This is a genomic window from Thiohalocapsa sp. (assembly GCF_022340605.1).
GTDB lineage: Bacteria > Pseudomonadota > Gammaproteobacteria > Chromatiales > Chromatiaceae > Thiohalocapsa.
Map to the genome: position 1 here is coordinate 23,698 of NZ_JAJDNQ010000050.1, position 23,979 is coordinate 47,676.

General features: G+C 66.7%; 16 protein-coding genes. 8 read left to right on the forward strand and 8 right to left on the reverse strand.

The features are described 5' to 3' along the window. Positions 1 to 393: 393 nt before the first annotated feature. Both LJE69_RS06440 and LJE69_RS06445 read left to right on the forward strand, forming a co-directional pair. The gene (locus LJE69_RS06440; RefSeq protein WP_296922860.1) at positions 394 to 2,610 is read left to right on the forward strand and encodes a ClcB-like voltage-gated chloride channel protein; all 2,217 of its coding nucleotides are present in this window, start codon (positions 394 to 396) and stop codon (positions 2,608 to 2,610) included. Positions 2,611 to 2,669: 59 nt separating this feature from the next. Then, complete coding sequence (locus LJE69_RS06445) at positions 2,670 to 3,329, forward strand: DUF1345 domain-containing protein (RefSeq protein WP_296922863.1); 660 nt, start codon at positions 2,670 to 2,672, stop codon at positions 3,327 to 3,329. A 236-nt stretch (positions 3,330 to 3,565) separates the two neighbouring features. Here LJE69_RS06445 and LJE69_RS06450 read toward each other — a convergent pair whose 3' ends face one another. Next, positions 3,566 to 5,428, reverse strand: a complete 1,863-nt coding sequence (locus LJE69_RS06450; protein ID WP_296922865.1) for a potassium transporter Kup — start codon at positions 5,426 to 5,428, stop codon at positions 3,566 to 3,568. 451 nt (positions 5,429 to 5,879) lie between these two features. On the opposite strand from LJE69_RS06450, the gene LJE69_RS06455 reads away from it, so the two are divergent. Next, positions 5,880 to 7,445, forward strand: coding sequence for a phosphatidylserine decarboxylase (locus tag LJE69_RS06455; protein WP_296922868.1), 1,566 nt, complete (start codon positions 5,880 to 5,882; stop codon positions 7,443 to 7,445). Positions 7,446 to 7,542: 97 nt separating this feature from the next. Here LJE69_RS06455 and LJE69_RS06460 read toward each other — a convergent pair whose 3' ends face one another. After that, positions 7,543 to 8,661, reverse strand: coding sequence for a hypothetical protein (locus LJE69_RS06460; RefSeq protein ID WP_296922872.1), 1,119 nt, complete (start codon positions 8,659 to 8,661; stop codon positions 7,543 to 7,545). Positions 8,662 to 8,957: 296 nt separating this feature from the next. Between LJE69_RS06460 and LJE69_RS06465 the strand changes: the two genes are divergently transcribed. The 3 genes from LJE69_RS06465 (at position 8,958) to sufU (ending at position 12,048) form a co-directional block, all read left to right on the forward strand. Continuing rightward, complete coding sequence (locus tag LJE69_RS06465; RefSeq protein WP_296922875.1) at positions 8,958 to 9,389, forward strand: helix-turn-helix domain-containing protein; 432 nt, start codon at positions 8,958 to 8,960, stop codon at positions 9,387 to 9,389. 929 nt (positions 9,390 to 10,318) lie between these two features. Continuing rightward, positions 10,319 to 11,590, forward strand: coding sequence for an aminotransferase class V-fold PLP-dependent enzyme (locus LJE69_RS06470; protein ID WP_296922878.1), 1,272 nt, complete (start codon positions 10,319 to 10,321; stop codon positions 11,588 to 11,590). Beyond that, positions 11,587 to 12,048 (forward strand): Fe-S cluster assembly sulfur transfer protein SufU, encoded by a 462-nt coding sequence (sufU, locus tag LJE69_RS06475; protein WP_296922881.1) that lies wholly within the window; start codon positions 11,587 to 11,589, stop codon positions 12,046 to 12,048. Before LJE69_RS06470 ends, sufU begins: the two co-directional genes overlap by 4 nt. 438 nt (positions 12,049 to 12,486) lie before the next feature. On the opposite strand, the gene LJE69_RS06480 is transcribed toward sufU, so the two are convergent. From LJE69_RS06480 to LJE69_RS06490, 3 genes are read right to left on the reverse strand one after another with little or no spacing between them, the layout of a single operon-like run. Next, a complete protein-coding gene (locus tag LJE69_RS06480; protein WP_296922883.1) occupies positions 12,487 to 13,188 on the reverse strand; it encodes a response regulator in 702 nt (233 codons plus the stop codon). Then, positions 13,181 to 14,605, reverse strand: coding sequence for an ATP-binding protein (locus LJE69_RS06485; RefSeq protein ID WP_296922886.1), 1,425 nt, complete (start codon positions 14,603 to 14,605; stop codon positions 13,181 to 13,183). Before LJE69_RS06485 ends, LJE69_RS06480 begins: the two co-directional genes overlap by 8 nt. Then, entirely contained in the window at positions 14,602 to 14,997 is a 396-nt protein-coding gene (locus tag LJE69_RS06490) for a hypothetical protein (protein WP_296922889.1), read from the reverse strand. The genes LJE69_RS06485 and LJE69_RS06490 overlap by 4 nt, the downstream gene beginning before the upstream one ends. Before the next feature lie 280 nt (positions 14,998 to 15,277). Here LJE69_RS06490 and LJE69_RS06495 point away from each other — a divergent pair, with 280 nt between their 5' ends. Next, positions 15,278 to 17,131 carry a hypothetical protein gene (locus LJE69_RS06495; RefSeq protein ID WP_296922892.1) on the forward strand — a complete coding sequence of 618 codons (1,854 nt, stop codon included), beginning with the start codon at positions 15,278 to 15,280 and terminating at the stop codon, positions 17,129 to 17,131. 173 nt (positions 17,132 to 17,304) lie between these two features. Then, positions 17,305 to 18,987, forward strand: coding sequence for a hypothetical protein (locus tag LJE69_RS06500; protein ID WP_296922895.1), 1,683 nt, complete (start codon positions 17,305 to 17,307; stop codon positions 18,985 to 18,987). Between the two features lie 18 nt (positions 18,988 to 19,005). Here the strand turns inward: LJE69_RS06500 and LJE69_RS06505 are convergent, their stop codons facing one another. From LJE69_RS06505 to LJE69_RS06515, 3 genes are read right to left on the reverse strand one after another with little or no spacing between them, the layout of a single operon-like run. Further along, positions 19,006 to 21,468 (reverse strand): ATP-binding protein, encoded by a 2,463-nt coding sequence (locus LJE69_RS06505; protein ID WP_296922898.1) that lies wholly within the window; start codon positions 21,466 to 21,468, stop codon positions 19,006 to 19,008. Between the two features lie 35 nt (positions 21,469 to 21,503). Beyond that, positions 21,504 to 22,709 carry an ABC transporter substrate-binding protein gene (locus LJE69_RS06510; protein WP_296922900.1) on the reverse strand — a complete coding sequence of 402 codons (1,206 nt, stop codon included), beginning with the start codon at positions 22,707 to 22,709 and terminating at the stop codon, positions 21,504 to 21,506. Between the two features lie 14 nt (positions 22,710 to 22,723). Continuing rightward, positions 22,724 to 23,701 carry a diguanylate cyclase gene (locus LJE69_RS06515; protein WP_296922903.1) on the reverse strand — a complete coding sequence of 326 codons (978 nt, stop codon included), beginning with the start codon at positions 23,699 to 23,701 and terminating at the stop codon, positions 22,724 to 22,726. Between the last annotated feature and the right edge of the window lie 278 nt (positions 23,702 to 23,979).

Sequence of the window (23,979 nt, forward strand, 5' to 3'; positions counted from 1 at the left end):
GCGTCCGCTGCGGCCACGCCGCAGACTTCGGCTCCCTATAGCGGACGGCGGAGATGCGGGCGCGGTTGGAGGTGTGCCAAGCCTTTGCCGTCAGGCGATGGCAAACGCGATGGGAAGGGCTGCGCGCCGCTGCTGGTCGGCCAGCCGGGATGGGTGGACGCGAGGTGCGGCTGACAGGTCAATGTCGCGCTTTCCGAAGACGATGGCAAGCCCTTGCCGGCCCTTGTATCCCCGCCGGCTCTGCCCCATCGTGCAGGGCGTGTATCGGCAGAACGCCGCCGGTATCGGGCGCCGAACTGAGCGGGCGCGTTGACCTGCCGGTATCGCCCGCCTAGCATCACCGGCGTGTTGGAGTCGGCGACACGAGGTAGTCCGCTGAAGCACTGGAGTCACATGAGGCGGGCTGCAAGCCGATCGCGGCGCATCCGGACAGGTCTCGCGGGCGTATCCGGCCTCTGGCTCGCGCTGTTCGCGATGTGGGTGTCGGCGGCACCGGAATACGGACCGGTGCGTCCCGGCGAAACCCTATGGCAGATCGCGGGGCGGCTCTACGCGGGCACCGATCTGAGCCGGGACCAAATCATGCTGGCCCTGCTCCAGGCCAACCCCCAGGCGTTTTCGCCGTCCTGCAACCTCTACGGCATCCTGCACGTGGGGGCCAAGCTGAGTTTGCCGTCCAGCGAGCAGGTCGCGGCCGTGGATGCCGCGAGCGCGCGGCGCAGGGTCGAGCGACAGGCGCAAGATTGGGCCGAGCACCGCCGCAGCGGCCGGCCTGTGGTATGCGCGGCGGCGCCCGAGGTCTCGCCCACGGCACCGGCACAGCCACCATCGGCTGAGACGGCGGCAAAGACGACTTCGCGGCCGTCGCCGTCGCCCCCCACCGCCGAGGCCGGTGCCGCGCCCCAGGCGTCCGCCCAACAACCCGCCCAACAACCCGCCCAGCCGCCGAATCAGCCGCCGAGCCAGCCGCCCGCTCAGCCTTCAGGCCAGCCCTCCGGAGCAACAGCACCCGCAGCGCCGAGCACCCCGCAGCCGCGGGCCGCGCAGCCAGCCGAATCCGCAACGCAGCCCCCGTCGCAGGCCGCGGGCATGGCGCCGGCCACATCGCCTGGCCCGCCGCCGTTGCTCAATCTAGGCGAGCGGGGAGGCGCGCCGCTGTCGCCGGGGCCGCGCGCGCCGACGTGGGCGGTGGCTGCCTTGTTGCTGGTGCTGATCGCGGCGACGCTGCTGCGCTGGGAACGACACGCGCCGCCGCCCGACCCCAGACGGCCCACGGGGGGCATCTTGCAGGCCACCGCGAAGATTCCGGCGCGGGCCTCGTTGCTGCTGGCGCCGGGACGGCTCGGCGTATCCCAGCTGCTGCTGCTGTCCGCCGTCGCCGGGTTTCTCGGCGCGCTGGTCACGGTCATGTTCCGCGAGGGCATCCGCGGCATGGAGTGGCTGTTTAGCGGCCAGAGCACGGGCGTGGTGTTCGAGGCCGAGAGCCTCGCGCCTTGGCAGCGACTCGTGCTGCCGGCCGCGGGCGGCCTGGTCGCCGGGCTCATCCTGCAGCAAATCGGCGGCTGGCTGCGCGGGCGCTCCGTCACGGATTACATGGAGGCGATCGCGGTCGGCGACGGCTGGATCAGCGTCCGCCACAGCCTGGTCAAGTCCGGCTCGTCACTGGTCACGGTGGGCTCCGGGGGCTCCATCGGCCGCGAGGGTGCGATGGTCCAGTTGGCGGCCATGGTCGCCTCGGCGTTGGGCCGGGTCAGCAACTTTCCGCGCGATCGCCTGCGCCTGCTGGTGGCCGCCGGCGCCGCCGCCGGGCTCGCCGCCGCCTACAACGCCCCCATCGCCGCAACGCTGTTCATCGCCGAGATCGTGCTCGGCTCCATCGCGCTGGAGTACATCGGCCCGCTGATCATCGCCGCGGTCATCTCCAGCGCCACGGTGCACGAAGTCTTCGGCTATGCCCCGGCCTATCGCATACCCCCGTTCAGCCTAGTCAGCGACTGGGAGCTCGCGCTGTACCTGGTGCTGGGCGTCATCGCCGGCCACGTGGCGCCTTTCTTTATGGGCATGCTGGAGCGTGGCCGCGAGCTGTTCGGACGGCTGCCGCGGATCTTGGCCTTGCGCTTGGGGCTGGGCGGCCTGGTGGTGGGCGTAATCTCCGTCTACGAGCCGCAGGTTTGGGGCAATGGCTACAGCGTCGTCAACTCGGTGCTGCACGATCCCTGGGCCTGGCAGGCGCTGCTGACCGTGCTGGTGCTGAAGATGTTCGCAACGGCGGCCACACACGGCTCCGGCGCCGTCGGCGGTGCCTTTACGCCGACCATATTCGTCGGCGCCATGGTGGGCGCTCTGTTCGGCACCGCGGCGCACACGCTGCTGCCGGCCGGCACGGCGTCGCCGAGCGCCTATGCGCTGGTGGGCATGGGGGCGATGCTGGCGGGCGCCACCCATGCGCCGTTGATGTCCATCCTAATGGTGTTCGAGCTGACGCTGGATTATCAGATCGTGCTTCCGCTGATGCTGGCCGTCATTGCCGCTCACTACACCGCCAGGGGGTATGCTGGTGTGCGGCCGATGTACGCCGATTCGCTAATGCCGAGAGAGGCTCCGGCCTGACCTACCGGGCACCCGCTGCCGGTGCCGTCGTTACAGATCCCGCGAGGAGAGCCCGCGCGATGTTCCACAGGGTCCTGCTCCTGATCCGCGCCCGCATTCGGCTGATTACCGCCCTCGTCGCGGCGCCGGCGACGTTCTTCGCGCTGCCGCAGCAATTACCCGCTTCCACCCGCGCGCTGATCACCTGGGACGTCAGCGCCGCGCTGTACCTGTTGCTCGCCTGGTCGCTGATGTTGCGAGCATCGCTGTCGCGCACCCGCTGGGGGGCGCGGATTCAGCATGACGGTGCGGTGATGGTCCTGTTCCTGACCGTGTCCGCGGCGGTGGCGAGCCTCGCGGCCATCCTCATCGAGCTGTCCGGACTGAACGACCTGCCCACGCAGCAGCAAGACCTGCATATCGGCTTGGTCGCCGCAACGCTGCTCGTGTCCTGGTTGCTCGTGCATACGGCGTTCGCGTCACACTACGCCAGCCAGTTCTACGCGTCGCAGACGCCGGAGGGCAGCGGCGCGCTGGAATTCCCGCGCGGCCGACCGCCGGTTTACATGGACTTTCTGTACTTCGCACTGGTCGTGGGCATGACCTCGCAGACCTCCGATGTGGCCGTCACGACGACGGCGATGCGCCGGCTGGTCAGCTTCCATTCCATGATCGCATTCTTCTTCAATACGGCGCTGTTGGCGCTGACCATCAACATCGCCGGAAGCATTCTGGATTGATTGGCGCGGCCCGGGGGTGGGTTGATGGGATGGAAGTACGCAGTGCGGGGTGCGGGGATTGATGGCAACTCCCACCACGCGGAGAGATTGGCCAAGTACTCAGCGTAGCAGCTCTTGTGGGAGCGGCACGCTTGGTGCCGCGATCGGCGGCGTTGATTGTCGGGTTACGCTATCGCTAACCCGACCTACGATCCGCTCCATTTTCGGCATTGTGACCAATGCTTGCCTTTCTAGGTTCAAAGCTTGTGCTGGACGCCGATCTCGATCACCTGCTGCGGCGGCGCGTCGAGCAGCAGGGAGGGGCTCGGCGTGTTGCGCTGCATAAACGCATAGAGCCTGGCCCGCCAGCGGGCCGCCGGCCGCACCGAGCTGAGGTCGATGCGGGCACGGCTGAGGAACAGGCTCGGCTGCTCGCTGCTGGGCGGATAGGCGCTGTGGCCGAGCAGGGTGAGAATATTGTCGTGGCGCGGCAGTTCCATATAGCCGAGCCGCAGCAGGGCGCTAAACACGCCGGCGCCGAGGCTCTCCACGGTGAGCTTGTGCTTGAGCGGCACGCGTGGGACGTCTTCCACGCGTAGCCGGAGCAGATAGGTCTCGCGGTGCAGGATCTGATTGTGACGGAAGTTGTGCAGCAGGCTTCGCGGCACGACACTGGGCGTGCTGCTCAGGAAGATGGCGGTGCCTGGGACGCGCTCGGCCCGCTCGACCTCCTCGCTGCAAAGGAAGTCCGCAAGCATCGGCGATGCCAGCCGATTGCGCTCATGTACGCGCTCCTGCCCCCAGCGCCAGGTGAGCATGACCAACAGCAGGGCGCCGCTGATGACCAGGATCACCTGTGCCCCGGAGAACAGCTTCGTCAACAGCGCCGTCAGGAAAGCGAGATCGACACCGAGCAGCAACACGCCGAGCAGGACCAACGCGAGCCAGCCACGGCCGCGCACCCGCCGCAAATAGGCCAGAAACAACAGCGAGGTGATCAGCGTGACGCCGCCGATGGCCAGCCCATAGGCGTTGGCGAGCCCCCCGGAGGACTGGAACAGCAGCACCAGCGCGATGGTGCCGGCCATGATCAGCCAGTTCACCGAGTCGATGTAGATCTGTCCCTCGTGCCGCGCCGAGGTGTGACGGACCCCGATCGGCGGGTAGTAGTCGAGCTCGCTCAGTTGCCGGAACAGCGAGAACAGCCCGCTGATGATGGCCTGGGAGGCGATGATGGTGGCCAGGGTCGCCAGCAGGATCAGCGCCGGCAGGGCATTGTGCGGCACCATGGCGAAGAAGCTGTTGCCCGGGTGGCTTGGCGCCGCCAGCAGCAGCGCTCCCTGGCCCAGATAGTTCAGCATCAGCGCCGGCCACACCAGGAACAGCCAGGTGCGGCGGATCGGCGCGCGGCCGAAGTGCCCCAGGTCCGCGTACAGGGCCTCGGAGCCGGTCACCACCAGGAACACGGTGCCGAGGATGACGAAGCCCGCCCAGCCGTTGTCGATGAAGAACAGCAGCGCATAGCGCGGGTCGAGGGCGGTGAAGATCAGCGGCGCCTTGAGCGCCCAAAGCAACCCAGTGACCGCGAGCACAAGAAACCAGGCCAGCATCACCGGCCCGAACACCGCGCCGATCGTGGCCGTGCCGCGATGCTGGATCGCGAACAGCGCGAGCAGGACCACCACCGTCAGCTCCGGCACCCAGGGCGCGAAGCCCGGCGACAGCAGCTCCAGGCCCTGCACCGCGCTCAGCACCGAGATGGCCGGCGTCAACATGCCGTCGCCCACCAGCAGCGCGCTGGCGACGACACCGAGCAGCAGGAACAGCGAGCGGGCGCGCTGGCCACCGATGCGGCGCAGCAGCGTGGCCAGCGCGATGACGCCGCCATCGCCGTCATTGTCGGCGGACAGGACGAAGAGCATGTACTTGACGCTCACCACCAGGAACAGCGACCAGAACACCAGCGACAGGATGCCGAGCACGTTCACGCCATTGACGGGGAGGCCCCCCGCCGGCGAGAACACGATGTTCATGGTGTAGATCGGGCTGGTGCCGATGTCGCCATAGACGACGCCCAGCGCCGTCAGCAGCAGGGAGTCTCGTAAAGAAAATGACCGCATCTCCACAAGCCCCCTGATCTCAGCGTCCGGCCGCCCACGGCGCACGAGCGAATACCACTATCCGGTTCTGCACCCTGCGCCTGGCGGCTTGCCGCTGGTAATGCCGCACCTGCGGGGCGGCGGGCGCGGGCTGTGCGCTGTGCGCGACCACCATGCTCGCCAACGCCGGTGCAGTCAATCGCGCGGCGCGGTACAGCGAGCCGCGTTTAGCCCGCCAGCGGTCAGCGCAGCGAGCCCCGGTCCAGGCGGGCGCGAGCGATACCACCAAGCGCGAGCACCGCGCGAGCCAGCGCGGCGCCACCGCCGGTGGACCTCAGCCGGCCGGCCCACCCGACGGTCATGGCAGGTCGAGGAGTCGCGCCCTTACCATCGATACTCATCGACTGCGTCCAATCGCATTTGGGCATCGCCGTTCTGCATCGCCATTGCGCATACCAACGAGGACATCGAAATGACAGCTTGGCTTTCACACGCTCCACCCGCAGGCGTTGCCCGCGCCGCCTTGCGCGTCGGCCGGGTCGTCGCCATGGCGTCAGCCGCCCTTGTCTGGAGCCTCCCCGCCGCGGCGCGGGTGTTGCCTTACGGCGAAGCGGTGCCGGAGCCCCTGCGCGCGATTGTCAGCGAGGTCGACTACCAGTCCAACCTGCAAGCCGCGATGCCCAGCCTCCAGGCCGGTGTGCTGAGCGAAGCGCAGGTCTCGCGCATGGCCGGCTCACCTTGCGCCGCCGCGCTGATCGACTTTCAGAATGCGATGGCCGAGGGCCGCGACCGGTATGCGCCGCTGCTGGCGGTCATCAATGCGGGCTTTACGCCACCGCCGGTGGGCTTCGATCCGAGCAACGGGCCGAACATGTGGCAGGTCCCGCTGGGCACCGAGCCGTTCGCGGGACTGCTGGCGCACATGGCCGACTTCTTCACCGACTGGTGTGTGTTCCTGCCCGAGATCCAGGGTGATGAGGACACCGGTCTCGCCTTCATCCAGAAGATTGGCTGGCTCTACTACCAGAACCCGCCGGCGCAGGCCTTCACCCAGGGCATCAACCCGTTGACCGGGGAGCCGGACCGCGTGCTGGCGAACTTTCTGAAGGAATTCTCGGACCAGCGCGGCCGGTTCATGGACAGTCCGGCCTCGACCCGCTACGTGCGCCAATGGATCGATGATCCGCGCATCGAAATCGAGGACTACAAGGTTCAGCAGGCCGCCAAGTACCGGAGCTGGAACGCCTTCTTCACCCGGGAGCTGACAACGGCTGCCGACGGCAGCATCCCGTCGCGCCCGGTCACCTTGCCGGAGCGTACCTGGGTGGTGGTCTCGCCCACCGACTGCATCATGAACCCGCTGGTGCAAACCCTGAACCTGGACGCCGACCGCGGCCAGGTCCGCGCACTCATCGACAACCCGCTGACGCTCGACACGGTCATCGACGTGAAGCGCTACCCGCTCTTGCTGGACCGGCTGCTGGGCAATGCGCCGGACGCGCTGAAGCAACAGTTCGTGGGCGGCTCCGGCTTGAGCTGCATCCTGATGCCCAACACCTACCACCACTACCACGCCCCCGTGGACGGCACCATCGAGTACGCCGAGATCGTCAAGATCGGCGACGGCTCCGCCGCCGGCACCTACGGCTATTACGACTTCCCCAACTGGCTGCCGGCCAATGGCAATGTCGCCCAGCCCGGCACCGACTTCTCCCAATTCGAGGTCTTTCAGCGCGGCATCATCATCATCAAGACCACCTACACCGGCACGGCTCCGGACGATCAGGTCACCGGCTACGTCGCGCTGATCCCGGTCGGGCTCAATACCATCGGCTCCGTCACCTTCGACGAGTCCACGGTCGCCGGCGCGGCGGTCAAGAAGGGCGTCACCCGGCTCGGCGGCTTCCGCTACGGTGGGTCGCTGAACATCATCCTGTTTTCCAAGGACATTGCCTCGCCCACGGTGCAAACGCGGCTGGGCAACCAGATCAATACCCTCAACGCCGGCAAGGCCCCGGCGTTATTCGCGCCGCATTGATCGAGGTTGCCGAGACAGGCACGACGGGCGCGGCACGGATCGCGGCGGACGGGGACGCCCGGTCGCCGTCCGCGAACAGCGACCGGGGCGCTCATCGCTACCGCGGGCAGGGAGCCAGCCCGGTCAGGCCGATTTCGCGCCGATGGCCCTTGGACGCCGGACCCAGCGCCAAGCGGATGAGCCCCAGCGCCAGCAACCAGAAGGTTCCCGGTGCTGGAACGGTGGAGTCGCCGGCACCGATGGCAAAGTCGTCGACATAGGCGGTGTAGCCCGACCCATCCATGAACTCGCCGTACCAGATGGACAGGCCAAGTGCCACGTTCGACAGATCGTAGGGGCTGTGATCGCTGAAGGTGAAGCTGCCTTTGCTGCCATCGACAACCTGCATGATGTCGTAGCCACCGCCCGCGCTCGGCTCGAACGCCATCGAAACCACCGTCCACACCCCCTCCGCCGTGAATGGGCGGCTCTCCCCGCTATCCGTCTGATCGCCGACATCGCCGTCCGCCACGTGCAGCTCGCGTCCCTGTACAGCGGCCCATTCGTACTGATAGAACCTCCCCCAGGCATAGGGGTTGTCGATGGCGCCGAGCGCACCCGAGGCGAGGTCCGGATCGAACAGATAGAAGCCCGTCGCAATGAAGATCCCGCGAATGCTGCTGGGGTAGTTGAGATACTGCTGCACGGAGGCCGTCGCCGCGCTGAACCGCATCGGCCCGCTGCCGGAGTCCCCGGTGAAGGCGTAGATGTTGGGCGTAGTACTGGACCATTGGCTCTGGGGACCCGGACGGTTGAACCAGAGGTCGTTGCCATTGGAATAGACCCCGTCGAAATTGTGTACCACCTCGTCGAACGCGTCGGTCAGATCGGTGACGGAATCGAAGTCCACGCTGTAGGCGTAGGCGGCCGCCACCGGACCGTGCACTGACATCCCGGCGGCAAGGGTGGCCGCGATCAGGAGTCCCGGAAAGGCGCGGGCTCGCGCGGCGCCGTGATCGGCATGCCGGTTGCCTTCGTGGCGCTGGTCTCCGCGATGAGCAATGGTGTCTTGGCGTGCTGGGGTCATGTCATCTGCCTCGGGCTGGGTCCGGATTGCAAAGGCGCGGGGTCTGCGCTGATGCTCCGGGTTTGCTTCGATATCGCCGTCGCCTCCTGCGGCCTTGCCCTGCAAACTGCCAGCTTGGCGATGGCCGTTGACGGGCTCGGGTCGGTGCAAGCGCGCCTCGATGCGCTCTGCCGCAGCGAGCCTCTCTGCCCCCATTGAACCATGCGTCAGCGATATTCTGGAACATCGGGGACAGAGCAATCCGCGAGGCGACACCGCGCGCCGATCCGGGCGCTCGGTGTCGAAAATGCAACCGCCAGACCATGAGCCCCGCCTAGACCGGGCCGCGACTTAACCTTGCAGGCCTCGCGTCTTTCGACTGAAATTGGTACCAGCATTGCCATGGAGATAGCGCTGACTGGAGGGGTTCGATGAGCGCGCCCAGGATCGGTGCGGGAGACGGGTGCTTGCGGCGAGCCTTGCGGCACACGCGGGACGCGAGCCCGAAGACGTCCTACGTATTCCGCTTGTGTTGCGTCAATCTGGTGCTGGCCGGATTGCGGCCGCGCGAGGTGGGCGAGTCGCTGGCCGTGAGCGAGCGCTCGGTGCACCGGTGGCTCGCCGTGCATCGCACCGCCGGGGCGGCGGGGCTTGCCTCCGGACTGCGCCGGGGGCGGCCGAGTCATCTGCGTCCGGCGGAGGCGGAGCTGCTGATGGGTGCGCTGCGCCAATCACCCGCGGCGGTCGGATTGAACGCTGAGGTCTGGTCCGGCCGTCTGCTCCAGGATTACCTGAAGCGGCAATTCCGCCTCGAGCTCGGCGTGCGCCAATGTCAGCGGCTGCTGGCGCGAGCGCGGGATGGGGCAGCCATCGAGCAATTGTTGGGGCGCCAGGAATGAGCCGGTCCCCGACAGCCATGCGCAGCCCGACAGCTTTTGTCGCGGCTCGGCCACGACGAGTGTGCGGCCCGCAGGTCACATCCCCGCAAGTGTAAAATTTCCTGACGGTATCGGGCGAAACACGTGCCCGGTGACGCGGCACTGACGCGCATCGAACACGATTAGTGCATTACCCAGGCCAGCCAGACTGGATTTTTTGGTCATTACTTCAGGCATTTATCTTTTTCCAGCAGTGATCGCACGCCATTGATCGGACACGATTCAATTGCGCCGCCGCTTCCTGCGGGCGTTTGGATCAGCGAAAACTGTAAGAAAAGCTGACAGCGTGAGCCTGGGCGAATCTTCGGCGTAGGTCGGGTTAGCGATAGCGTACCCCGACCATCAACGACGTACCGACGCCCAGCGTCGGGTTACGCTGCGCTAACCCCACCTTGAGCGTTGATCGAGGCTGACCGTCGGACCTGTGCCAACCCTCAAGGCTCCCCACCAACCGCCAGTCCCCGGCCATACCCGGCATAGCGCGCCGGAGCACCTCGTGCCAGTCGTGTTGATCTCACAACCATTTGTTTTTTCTGTTTATTTTTTTGCTCAGGCCCGTGGGTTGGGCAACATGTGAGCACAGATGATGGGGGTGCCTATTACTGTCTCTTAGATATCCAATTCGTAGTTGTAATAAGGCCTGCGGAAAACTTTCCAGTGTGCATTTTTCTTAATATAGTTAGAGGCTTGCAGATAAGGAAACCTGTTGGCCAGGCCTCGCCTGGCTTGTGGATAAGTTGTCGACAAATCGGCCCTCCGGAAGCGCTCACAAGTTATCCACAGTCAGCTCGTCAGGGTTCTCCACAGGTCGACGCCCTTCTTTGAACGAAACTCCGGGTCTAAACTCCGACCAAACTACGAGGTTTAAGTAGCCACCGCCCGAGGAGCCCATGACCCCAGCCGCCGAGATCAGCGCCGCCGGCGCCTCCCACACAGCCAGCCCGCGTCCCTGGGACCTGGATGCGATCCGCCGCGACTTTCCGATCCTGGATCAGCGCGTCAACGGCGTGCCGCTCGCCTACCTGGACAACGCCGCAACGGCACAGAAGCCGGCGGCCGTCATCGATGCCATCGGCCGCTTCTATCGCCACGACAACGCCAATGTGCACCGCGCCGTGCATGCGCTGGCGGAGCGGGCGACGACGGCCTATGAAGCCGCCCGGGAGCGGGTGCGCGGCTGGATCAACGCCCGTTCGGCGAGCGAGGTCATTTTTCTGCGCGGTACCACGGAGGCGATCAATCTGCTCGCCCACAGTCTCGGCGAGGGCTGGTCGGCCGCCGACCGCGTGGTGCTGACACAGATGGAGCACCACGCCAACATCGTGCCCTGGCAGCTGCTGCGTGAGCGCACCGGCATCGAGATCGCGGTGCTGCCGGTCACCGAGGCCGGCGAGCTGGACATTCAGGCGCTTCCGGAGCTACTCGACCGCCCGACGCGGCTGCTTGCGCTGACCCACGTTTCGAACGTGCTGGGCACCATCAACCCGATCGCCGACATCGTGCGCATCGCCCACGCGCACGACGTCCCGGTGCTGGTGGACGGCGCGCAGGCCCTGGCCCATCAGCGCGTGGATGTCCAGGCCCTGGATTGCGACTTCTACTGCTTGTCCGGACACAAGATGTTCGGCCCTACCGGCATCGGCGCCTTGTACGGCAAGGCTGAGCAGCTCGCCGCGCTGCCGCCTTGGCAGGGAGGCGGCGAGATGATCCGCCGCGTCACCTTCGAGCGGGTGCGCTACGCCCAGCCACCGCAGCGCTTCGAGGCCGGCACCCAGGACTTCGCCGGCGCCATCGGCCTGGCCGCGGCCATCGACTACCTGGATACCCTGGATCGGGACGCGCTCGCGCACCACGAGCAAGACCTGCTCACCTACGCCACCGAGCGCCTGGACGCCATCCCCGGCCTGCGCCTGATCGGCCGCGCCGCACACAAGGCGCCGCTGCTGTCGTTCCTTGTCGAGGGCGTGCATGCGCACGACATGGGCACGCTGCTCGACCGCAAAGGGGTCGCCGTGCGCACCGGCCACCACTGTGCGATGCCGCTGATGGACTTCTATGGCGTGCCCGCCACGACGCGGGCGTCGCTCGCCTTCTACAACACCAGAGATGAGATCGACCGGTTGGCCGACGCCATCGACTACGCGCGGGGGGTGCTGGCATGACCGACGAGCTCGACGACCTCTACCAGGAGATCATCCTCGACCACAATCGCCATCCGGCCAACTTCCGGCCGATGCCGGCTGCGGACCGCACCGTCGAGGCCGACAACCCGCTCTGCGGCGACCAACTGACCCTGTTCCTGAAGCTCGACGGCGGGCGCATCGCCGACATCAGCTTTCAGGGCAGCGGCTGCGCCATCTCGGTGGCGTCTGCATCGTTGCTGACCGAGCGCCTGAAGGGCGCCACCGTCGCCGAGGCGGAGGCCCTGTTTGAAACCATGCACGCGGTGCTGACCGGCGAGCCGGGTCACGCGCATGACGCCGACGACCTCGGCAGCCTCGCCGCCCTGGCCGGCGTGCGCCGTTATCCGATGCGGGTCAAATGCGCGACCCTGAGCTGGCACGCGCTGAAGGCGGCCCTGGGCGGTGAAGGCGCGGCAGAGATCGTCAGCACGGAATGATGCCGACTTGCTTAAAGGGCCAAGGGCCGGAACGGCAGTCGCGCGGCGCTGTGCGGGTGCGTTTTAGGCCTCAGGCCTCTGCCCTTGTTGCCTGCCAGGAGTTGATCGACGCGGCATTCGCCGCCTCATGCCGTTGTCGGTCCGAGGCAGCAGTTCGCTAGCGCACGGCCTTGGAATTGTCGATACCGTTCGCTGTCCGACGCGAGCCAGTGTCGGCCGGAGTGCCGGCCGGAGTGTCGGCCTCCAGGTCGACACGGATCAGCGCCACGGGCGGCCTTGAGAGTGGCCTCGATACTTCCGCATGAGTGCACCAGTGCACCAGTCCCGAGACCGGCTCAGGTCGTTGTCGTTGTCGTAATCGTGATCTCAACCGTACAGATATTCGATTACGACCACGACCACGAGGGAGGCCGGTCTCGAAATTTCCGCAGCGAAGCACTAGCGTTGGTCCGGCTCCGATCCCGTCCCCGTTGACTCGTCGAAGATGTGGACGAGATCCACCAGTGTCTCGGCCTTCAGCTTCTCCATGGCCTGGTGGCGATGCCGCTTCACGGTGCGCAGCGCGATCCCGAGCGCGTCGGCGATCTCCAGATTGCGCTGGCCGAGGGCCACCCGGCGCGCGACCTCGCGCTCCCGCTCCGTGAGCGTCGCCAGACACGCACGCAGCTCGCGACGACGCGCACACGCACGCTGCCGCTCGGCGCTGACCGCAAGCGCGGTCGCGACCGCCCCGAGCAGGGTTTCGTCGTCCAAGGGCTTGATCAGAAAATCGAGCGCGCCGGCACGGAAGGCACAGGCCGCCTCGGGCGCGCCGCTGACGCCGCTCATGAGCAGCATCGGGGTGTCGTCGAATTCGCCCAACTGGCGTTGCAGCTCCAGGCCGTCGAGCCTGGGCAGCTTGACGTCGCAGAGCAGGCAACAGGGTCCGGGAAAACGCCCAGGCCCCTCGCTCAGCCCTTGGAGATAAGCGAGCGCGGAGGCGTAGGTCTCGCACACGTACCCTTCAAGCTCGAAGAGTGCTCGCAGCGCGGCAAGAATTTCGAGGTCGTCGTCGATGATGATGATCCGGCCGCGGGCAGAACGCTCGGCGAGCCGCCGCTCGTCTGCGGTCACCGCCCGCCGATACGCCGCGTCATTCATCGCCGATCAAGGCGCCCGGGTTCGCGGGCGGGGCCAGCGGCAGCGTCAGCTCGGCCAGCGCACCCTGGCGGGGTGCATTGCGCAAGCGCAGCGTGCCCCCGTGCTGCCGGGCAATCTCACGCGAGATCGAGAGACCCAAGCCCAACCCCTCCTGCTTGGTGGTGAAGAATGGTTGCCCGGCGAGGCGTTGCGCCTCCGCCGTGAGCCCGGGGCCGCCGTCCTCGACCTCGAGCACGACCAGCCCCGCCCGCTCCTGCAAGCGCACTTCGACCGCGCTGTCCCCGCTGTTCGATGCGTCGATCGCGTTGCGGAGCACGTTGAGCACGATCTGCGAGAGCTGGAGCGCGTCGCCGGTGACCCGAACCGGCAGCGACGGCAGCAGCAGGCGCAAGCGGATGCCCCGCGCCCGTGCCTCGGCCGCCACCAACTCGGCGACCTCCTGCACGACGGAGCCGAGATCGATGGCCTCGTGTCGAGACTCCCCGGGCCGGATATAGCCCCGGATGCGCTCGATGATCCGGCTCGCGCGCCGGGTGTTGTAAACAACCTTGTCCAGGAAGTCGAGCGCCTGCGGGATCTCGAGCCGGCCACTGGCGAGCCCGCGCCGGGCCACCTGGGCGTTGGCCAGCACCGCGGTCAATGGCTGCTTCAGCTCATGTCCCAGCGACGCCGATAGCAGTCCCAGGCTGCGTTGGCGCTCCAGATGCGCGATGCGCTCGCCGAGAATGCGATTCTCTTCGCTCCGTGCCCGCGCCGCGGCCGCGGCAATCTGCTCCTCGAGCAAGCGCTCCAGCGCGAGACCGAGCCAGGCGACGTTCATCACAATCGCCGCAATCAGCAGGATCATCGCCAGCATCAGCGCGTCGTAGCCCTGACTCATCAAGTGCGGCGGAAAGTGACCCAAGGCCACATTGCCGACGCGTGCGCCGTGCACCGCGAACATCGCGACATGGACCCCCGCGATCCAATAGGCGCTGCGGCGCGCCTGACTGCGTCCGAGCCGCCAGGCCAACCGCGCGATACGTGCACTGATGGCCATCAGTACCGTCATCAGTACGTAGAAGCGCAGCCACTCGCTGTTGCCTATACGCAGCCATTCATACAGGATCAGGAAAGCGAGCACCGCGGACAAGGTGCCGTAGAGCGAGGGGGGCTCGCCCAGCTCCAGCCGGATGGCATTGATGCGGAGCAGCGCTGCGGCGATCGCGAGCACGCTTGCCAGCGTATAGCCGAGCGCCACGGGCAGTACCGGCCGCAGCGCCAGCAGCAAAAAGGACAGGGCGAGCACAAGGCCGCCCCCGCACCAGAGATCGAGCGCCGGCGTGCGCTGCCGGACCAGCACGACCCAGAGCGCAATGGAGAGGACCAGGTTCAGGGCGCCGACGAAGAGGAAGCCGGTGCCGGCGTCGAAGATCATCGCTTCGGCTCGCCCGCTCCGGGTGGGAACAGCGTGCCGAGGGCCGCCTCTAGCGCATCCAGCTCGACCGGCTTGCGCAGACACCTGACACCCGCGGGCGGCGCACCGTAGCGGGCCGTCTCATCTTCAGGCAGCGCGGTCACCAGCGCCAGCGGCAACCCGGGTGCAAGCCCCCGCAGCCGCAGCGCCGTCGCATGCACACCTTCGGCGCGCAGCTCTGGTTGCCCGTCCTGGTCCAACAAGACGGCGAGCAGCCTTTCCGCGGACGGATGCTCGGCACCTTGCAACCCGCACAGCCCAAGCCAGGCAGCGAGCGCCTGGCGGATTTCCGGATCGTCATCGACCACCGCCACGACGCCGCGGGACGCCGAGAGGGGAAACCCGTGAGACATCGCATCCCCATCCTGCGCGGCGCATGGCCGGCGTCCGTGGATCCGGCACGTTGGCCGAGACCCGCCAAAGGCTAGCGCGCATTTCGGCGCCTGCAAGAGTGCCCCCGTCAATCGATCCCCTTTGATGGCCCTTTGGTGCCATAGACAACGAAGCGCTCTCGTCTAGTATCCGACCCGTTCGAGCCCGTCTGGGGACGAGGGCCGCCGCCGCGACCGTCCGCCTCGGGCGGGCGACCGCGCGCAGTCCCATGCGGCGCACAGGAACAGGTGAGAGACGACAATGAACGATCCGAAAGCGCAAGTCCCCCCGGAGCATCCCGGCGGCAAAGTCACCAATGATTCCGACGCGGACACTACCGGCGCCCCACGCCAATTCACCCGACGCGAGGCGCTGAAGCTCTCCGGACTTGGCCTGGGGGGGCTGGCGGTTGGAGGTGCCATCGCAAGTCTCACGGCGGACATCACGGCAGCGGATGACCTGGCGCCGAGAACGTGCACACCGGACCAGGATTGCTGCGCGGGCGACTCCCAATGCGATCTGGGCTGCTGCCCCGAGTCGTCGCTGGGCTGCCATTGGACGAGCACCGCCAAGGCCCAGCGCTACTCGTATTACGACAGATTGCGCAAATTCCAGCCTTTCAAGGCCGGTGCCCTGCCGACGCAGCCCACCGTGCAAACGCTCGATAAGAACGCGATGCGCATCACCCTGATGGGCACGGCGGTACCGCCACGCAATTTGGCGCAGCGGATGATGAGCGTCTTCGTCGAAGTGGGCTGGAATGAAGACACCCAACTGCCCTTGGACAGTTTCGTCTTCGACTGCGGCACCGGCAGCAGCGGCTCCTACAACTCCATGAACGTGAGCTTCCGCAGGATGAACAAGGTCTTCCTGACCCATCTGCATGCGGACCACATGAGCGATCTGACCCATATCTATTGTTTTGGGGCAGCGGCGGACCGCAAGACCCCGCTGTGGGTCTGGGGACCCGGCCCGTCGAAGGTGCCCAATCCCAACTACCAGCCGGGCGGCTCGGCGCCGGAATACTATGACGATGGCACCGCGGCGTTTTGCTCGCACCTGCGTGACGCCTGCCGTTGGCACTCCGAATCCATGAGCTTTCTGTCCACCGCCTACGTCCCCGCCTCAGGCACGGTGCCGGCGTGTGAAGACCCCGACAACTTCGGTTTCGCGACGGACCCGGACGACACGACCCGAGTCCAGCGGCCCGCGCAGCCCGCCGGGCAATATGCCGACGATGACCCAAGCGATGGCTACGCCCTGTTTCCGGTCGATATCCCGTTCGACTTCGGCAGCGACTGGACGGAGGGCTCGTCTCCCGAGATCATCGTCTACCAAAACGCCCTGACCGGCGTCACGATCACCGCTTATCCTGTCATTCATTGCCGGCAGGGGGCGGTCGCCTACAAGCTGCAATACCGCAATCCCGACCCGCTGGTGACGGGCGCGCCGACCCTGAGCATGATTTTCACCGGCGACACCAAGCCCGAGCGTTTCACCGTGGAGCAGGCCAATAACAACGGTGAAGGCATTGATGTCCTCATCCACGAGATGGGCGTCCCCCCGGAGGTGTGGGCGATGAAGATGGCCAGGCTCGACTTTCCGAGCCTCGTGCCCGATGCGGACGTCTGCGAGGTGAAAAAGATCCAGAACAGCTCGCATACGCCCCAAGGCGCTTTCGGCTACCTGCTGAGCCAAATTTCGCCCTTCCCCGGCCTCACCGTCGCGACCCATTTCCCGAGCGCCGACGATACCGTGCAGTGCGCAATGAAGAGCCTGAAGGAGCACCTGCCGACGGTCTATCAAGGCGAGCGGCCGAATCCGCCCAGCAATGCCCCACGCGTGACCTTTGCGTTCGATCTCATGGTGCTCGACGTCTCCGTCGACGACAACGGCAAGCGCCGCATCGTCGAGCGGCGGGGCGATATCGACCTTTTCGGCTATCAGGCGACCTTGATCGACCCCCCCGAGGACGAGCAACTCACCCCCAAGTACCATTGCCCGGATGCGTCAGGCGCCAACGCGGGCGACCCACTGTTACAGATCAACAGCACCACGACCCTGTGGCCCTGTGACGAAGACGGCAACTGCCGCTATCGCGACGACGGGTATTGACCGCGTCCTGGGCCGCGCGCCCGGCCGTGCCAACCGCTGACCGGGCAGCGCACTTCGCCAACGTACAGCTATTCCGAATTCAAGCCATGTTTGCAGCGCAGAAGCATCGGCCGTGCTGCGGCCGGTGGTGGCCATTGCGCCTTGTGCGCCCCCTCGTAGCACTTGCTTTGGGCATGGGGCTGGCCGAGACGGCCGGCGCCGACGCCATCGAGCTCATCGACGAAACCGTCGGTACCCAAACCAATGTCACGGCGATCGATTACATTCTGATGGACGCGGCGACTGTGGATGGTGACGTCACGAACGACACGGGCGGCACCATTGCGGGGAACGCCGCTTACAGCGCCATCGGCGTCTATGACGGCAGCGCGGTCACCGGCGCCATCAAGAACAACGTCGGCGGCAGTATCGGCTCGACCGACCTCTACAATTACACCATCGAGATTCGCGACTCCAGCGTCGCGGGCGGCATCCGCAATGACGGCAGCCTGAGCAGTGTCGACACCGCTGTGGTCATCGACGCCGGGTCCGGTGAATTCGCCGGTGGCATCGTCAACGGCGGCAGCATCAGCAGCGGCGGCTTGGGTGTCGATTTCTACGGGCAATCCTTCTCTGGCGAAATCTCCAACAGCGGCAGCATCGAGAGTGCCGGGGCCGGCGTCTACGTCTACGTCGATGGCGACACCGGCTACGGCGGCGACTTCGATGGCGGTATCGACAACACCGGCATCATCCAGTCCATCAGCAATGCGGGCATGCAGATCTATGCGGGTTCTCTGTCCGGGGGTGTGTCAAACTCCGGTACCGTCAGTGCTGCCAGTGACACCGGGGTCTATCTGGAGGTCGGCACGCTGAATAACGGCCTGGTCAACGATGGAACGATCGCGAGCGGAGACGACGGGATCTACGTCCAGGGTGATTCCCTTGACGGCGGCTTCTCGAATACCGGGAGCATCACCAGCAGCGATGGGAACGGCGTCGTCCTCTCTATCGGCGCTTTCTCCGGCGGCATCGACAACTCGGGAACGATCACCGCGGCGGGGGACGGCTTGAGCCTGAATGTCACGGACTTCGGCGACGGGGTCGTCAACACCGGCGCAATACAAGTTCAGGGGAGCGGCATCTTGGTCGATAGCGGCGCCTTGGTCGCCGGCGACATTCGCAACGGCACGGGCGGCGCAATCAGGGGCGTGGAAGTAGACATCGACGGGGCGATGGGCTACATCCGCGCGGCCCGTGGTATCAGCCTCGCCGCTGGCGCCGAGCTGGACGGTGGCGTGATCAACGAAGGCAGGATCGATGCCGAGGTATCGATCGACGTCGCCGAGGATGCGGTCAGCGGTGCCATCGAGAACGCGGGCACGCTCAAGGGAGACCTATCCATTGCCGGCAGCAACACGGCCGGCGACGGCATCGACTTGGCCAACACCGGCAGCATCGATCTCGGCGTACCCGCGCTCTACCCCTCGCTGATCAGCGGGGACTTCATGCAGACGGGTTCTGGCTCGCTCGCGTTCACGCTGTTGAGCTTTACCGACTACGCCGGCCTGCCGCCGCTGACGATCTTGGGCAGCGTCGATCTTGCGGGGGATCTGTTGCTCGGGTTCGATGAAGGCTTCAGCTATGCGCCCTTCGCGCGGCTTACGCTGATCGGCGTCGGTGGCGCGCGCACCGGCTTGTTCGACAACTACGCCGGCAATGCGTTGGTCAAGCGCTTCGACAGCAGGCGCGCTGTCTACATCGACTACACGGAAGATGGCGATATCGCGCTCTACACGACCCCGCTGCCGCCGACCTGGCTCCTGTTCGGCCTCGGGCTGCTCGGCTGGTATGAGGTTGCCCGGCGGCCCGGCTGATCTTCGCCGCGCTGAGCCTCAGCGCGCACCGGGTGACTCATCGGTGCCGAGCAGCCCGAGCAGTCTCTCGAACCGGTACTCCGCCACCAGCAGGCGCAAGTGATCGGCGACCGGCGCGTGTTCCGGGCGCAGTGCGTCGATCAGCCGCTCCATCGCTTCCACCCGTCCCTCGATGGTGGCCCGGCGCAGCTGTTGTCGCCACGATGCCGGCAGTTCTCGAACCGCGTTCGGTGTGACCCGAGGCGTCCGTGCGCGCTTCTGCGTCGGCGTATCCGGTGCCGGGCGCTGTTGCGTCAGGAAGCGAACGCCCAGGTGCTTGTGCAGGACCTCGCGGATGTCCGCGCGCCGGAACGGCTTGCCGACGAAGCCGTCGATACCGGCGGCCTCGAGCTGGCCCACCGCCTGTTCGAACACCGCGGCGCTCACCGCGATCACCGGGCAGCGTCCCGCCTCCGGCAATGCCTTGATGCGCCGGGCGGCCTCGTAGCCGTCCACGCCTGGCATGCGCAGATCCATGAGCACCAGGTCGGGATGCAGGACGTTCGCCTTTTCCACGGCCAAGGCGCCGTCGTGGGTCGCTTCGACCCGAAAGCCTGCCTCGGTGAGCATGCTGTGCAACAACAGACGGTTTTGCTCATCGTCGTCCGCCACCAGGATGAGTGGCGCTTGTGCCCCCGCGCCCAGGAGCAGCGGACCGTCGCCGGTCGGCGGGTTCGAGAGGCGGGGCCTCGGGGCGCGACGCAGCGGCAGGGAGACGGTAAAGCAGGAGCCCTTGCCGAGCCGGCTGCGTACGGTGATCTCGCCGCCCATCAGCTCGACGAAGCAGCGGGTGATGGTGAGACCTAGCCCGCTGCCGTCGCGGCGGCTGTCGCCCACCTGGACGAACTTGTCGAAAATCCGGGGTAGGTCCGCCTCGGCGATGCCGCGGCCGGTGTCCTCCACTTCGAGCCGCAGCAACAGGGTCTTGGGACCGGTCTCGGTGTGGTCCTGGCGCAGGATGATCTCGCCATCGTCCGTGTATTTCACTGCATTGCTCAGCAGATTGAGCAGGATTTGTCGCAGCTTGCCCGCGTCGGTGAACACCCACGGGGGCAGGTCGGCGGCGCGCTCCTGGCGAAAGCCCAGGCCGCGCCTGCGCGCCTGCTCCGAGAGGATGCCGGCGACCTCGTCGAGGAGGTCGGCAAGATCCACCGGCTCGGACATGACGTCGATGCGGCCCGCCTCGATGCGCGACATGTCGAGCACGTCGTTGATCAGCGTTAGCAGGTGCTCGCCGCTGCGGATGACAATCCCCAAGTTCTGCTGCTGGTGCGGGCAGCGTTCGCACTGGTCCGCGAGGATGTGGGAGAAGCCCAGGATGGCGTTCAGCGGCGTGCGCAGCTCATGGCTCATATTGGCCAGGAACTCGCTCTTTGCCTGGTTTGCAGCCTCGGCGGCGTGCTGCGCCCGTTTCAGGGATGCAATGGTCTGCTCCAGGCTTTGCTCGTTGCGCTTGAGTTGCTCGAAAGTGCCGTCCAAGCGATCGAGCATGCTGTTGAAGGTCCTGCCGAGACGGCTGATCTCGTCGTCGCCGCGCACGTGCAGGCGGCGCTGGTCGATGTTGTCCATGGAAATGGCACGGGTGGCGGTTTCGAGCTCGGTGAGCCGTCGCGTCAATGAGCGAGCGAGGATCAGGCTCGCCCCGATGACGAAGGCCAGCGAGACGGCGGCGACGACGATGTAGGCCCGAAACAGCGTATCCATCGCCGCCGTGATGCGCCCCGGGTCGGAGAACAGCTCGACCTCGAGCCGCAAGGGCTGAAAGATCGGCGGTGCTGCAAGCGGCACGCCGAGGCCGATCAGGTCGGGGCGGCTGTCGCCGAGCGTCTCGGTGGTTGGCGGGGCGCTCGCTTGCCGGCGGAAGCGCAGCGTCATCGCCGGTTCCAGCGCCCTGTTATTGAGGAACCGTTCCCGCTCGGGAAAATCCAGCAGGTCGCGGAGCTCCACCTGCAGTACCAGGGCGCCCTCGGGCTCTCCCGTGTTGGCGTAGATGATGGGATACGCCAGCAGCAAGTGGCCCCCGACCACCGTGGTCCGCGGCGTGCCTTGGTTGATGGTGACCACGGTCCAATCCTTGTCGACCCGCGGGCGACCGTGGCTGAGCGCGAACGGGATGCCGAGAAAGTCGGTGATGGCCAGGGTCACGGGGATGCCGTTGACTTGGCGGAAGTCGTCGAGAAAGCTGCGTAAATAGACCGAACGCCCCACGTCGTCCACAAGCGCGTTGCCGATCAGCGTGTTCTGCGCGAGGGATGCCGCGGTGCTGTCCAGCGCGGTGAGCCGAGCGGTGATGAGAGCAGCCGCCTCCCGGGCGCTGCGGGTCATGGATGACTCGAGGTGCTCCGCGGTCATGCGTCGCATGGTCAGGAAGGACGCGGTGCCCAGCACCAGAATCGTCATCAAGGCGAGTAACGCGGCCCCGGCGGCGATCTGTAAGGTCAAGGAGGCGCCGATGCTGCGCTCCCAGAAGGCCGGCCTCACGGGGAGCCGCCGTGCTCTTCCGAGGGCACGATCACGCCGTCTTTCCGGTAACGTGCCATGAAGACTTGTTCCTGGCCGAGGGCGTCATGACGCTCCGGGGAGAACGGCCGCGGGTAGTTTCCGGTCAGGCCGCGGTAGTCGCGTAACTGCTCCAGGGCATCGCGCACGGCGGCGCGATCGGTGGTGCCAGCGCGGTCGATGGCCCGCGCGAGCAGGTGGGTGAGGTCGTAGGCTTGGCCGAACCCCACGGGTGAGGCAATGTCTTCGATGCGCCCGATGCCGAACAGCCGCTGGGCGACGGCCATGACCCGGTCGCGCATCTCCGGCTCCGCGCGAAAGAGGCTGAAGGTCTGCACCATGGAGAAGTCCAGCGCGAACAGCGTCGGGCCGCTCTCCTCCACCATGTGGCCGCCGGTCACGCCCCAGTGGGAGATGATGGGCACCCATTCGCCCGGGTCCACCGCGCCGAGCTGGCGGACGAGCAGGCCGCCCTCGATGTCGTTGGCGACCAGAATGATTGCGTCTGCCCCCGCCACGGTCAGGGCGCGGTAGTGCCTGAGCATGTCTTGCTCGCCCCAGTTGTACCACTGCGGTTCCAGGAGCTCCGGCCTGTCCACGCCGGCCGCGTAACGCACGGCCGCCTGCAGGTTGCTGCGCCCCCAGCCGGTGTTGGGAAGCAGCAGGCCGATCGTCTGCGCGCCCTTGCGCTTGGCATGCTCGATCATCACCGGCATGCCGATGCTGTCGCGCAGCGAGAGGCGGAAGGTGTCGCTGGGGCGGTACCCGTGCGCGGTGATCCCATCGGCGGAGCCCCAGGCATCGAGCAGGATGATTCCCGTCTCGTGGATCACGGGCAATTCTTGAAGCTGTACCGGGCTGAAGCGCCCACCCACCACGGCCACGAGATCGGGGGTTCGGGCGAACTCGCGGATATTGAACACACCGCGGGCAGGGACGGATCGATTGTCCCGGGTAACCAGCGTCATCGGGCGCCCGCCCAGGACACCGCCGCCGGCGTTGATCTCGTCCAGCGCGACCTGGATGCCGCGCTCGATCGCCTGGGCGGACGTGCTGTTGAGCACGCCGTATGCGCCATCGAAACCGATGAGCACCGGCGCCGCGGTGTGCGCCGGCACGACGCGCGCGGGGAGGATCAGCGCCGCCATCAGCAGCACTGCGAGCACGCGCAGGGAGGCAGGCATCCGTCGTCCTCGCGTCAGGGCGCCGGGGATGTCGGCTCCAGAGCCGGCGTATCCGCTGATATGAGCTCGGTGCGGGAGCCGAGCCCGTCTGCGCCGCTCCAGGTCAAGCGCGAGCGCCCGGCGCGCTTTGAGCAGTAGAGATTCGCATCGGCGTGCTCGATCAAGGCCGCGGGCGCACCATCATCGGCCGGAATTATGGTCACCAGGCCCATGGACACGGACAGCCGGCGCACCACGCCATCGACGGTGAGTCCAAGGTCCAGTGCCTGTACCGAGCGGAGCATGCGCCGTGCTGCGATAAGCGCATGCTCGGGGGAAGCCGCCGGCAGCAGCGCGACGAATTCGTCGCCACCATAGCGGGCAACCAGGTCGCTGTCGCCCCGCAGACTGCCCGACAGGGCGGCGGCGATGAGCCGCAAGGCGCGGTCGCCGGCAGGGTGGCCCATGCTGTCGTTGTACGGCTTGAAGCCGTCCACATCCATCATCGCCACGGACAGATGGCTGCCCTGGCGCCGACAGCTCATCCAGGCGTCGTCCAGCGCCGCTTCGAACCTGCGGCGGTTCGCGGTCTCGGTGAGCGGATCGAGCTGGGCCAGGCGCTCCAGCAGCTTGCGCTGATTTGCGAAGGCGAGGTGGTTGCGCACCCGCGCGCGCACCAGCGCGGGGCTGAAAGGCTTGGCGATGTAATCGGCGGCGCCGAGGTCCAGGCCGGTCTCCTCATCGTCCGCCGCGTCCAGGGCGGTGAGAAAGATCACCGGTATGTCCGCCGTGCGCTCGTCGTCCTTGAGCCGCCGGCAGACCTCGAAGCCGTCCAGGTCCGGCATGCGGACATCCAACAGGACCAGATCCGGAGGGCTTGCCGCAATGCTTTCCAGCGCAAGCGCACCGCCCGGCGCAATGCGGACATCATATTCTTCCGAAGCTAGGTGGCGCTTCAGCAGCCCCAGGTTCTCCGGCGTGTCGTCCACGATGAGGACACTCGGTCGGTGCATGGACACGGAACGTCGCGCTCTTGAAACTGCGTTCTTGTCGTCTGAGCGGGGCCAGCGGGCCTGGCGACCAGATGGTGGTGATCGGTGAATCACCTAATACCATCTAATGGTAGCGCAGTCCGGCCAGGCAACCCGAGAAGGCGCTTGCCGGGCCGGCAGCAGAACGCGCAGGTGGGAGCGGCGTCCTCGCCGCGACCGCACGCCCGTCGCGGCGAGGACGCCGCTCCCACGGGGTGGATGCTTTCCCCTCGATGACAGTCCGGAGACAGGATGGCGTT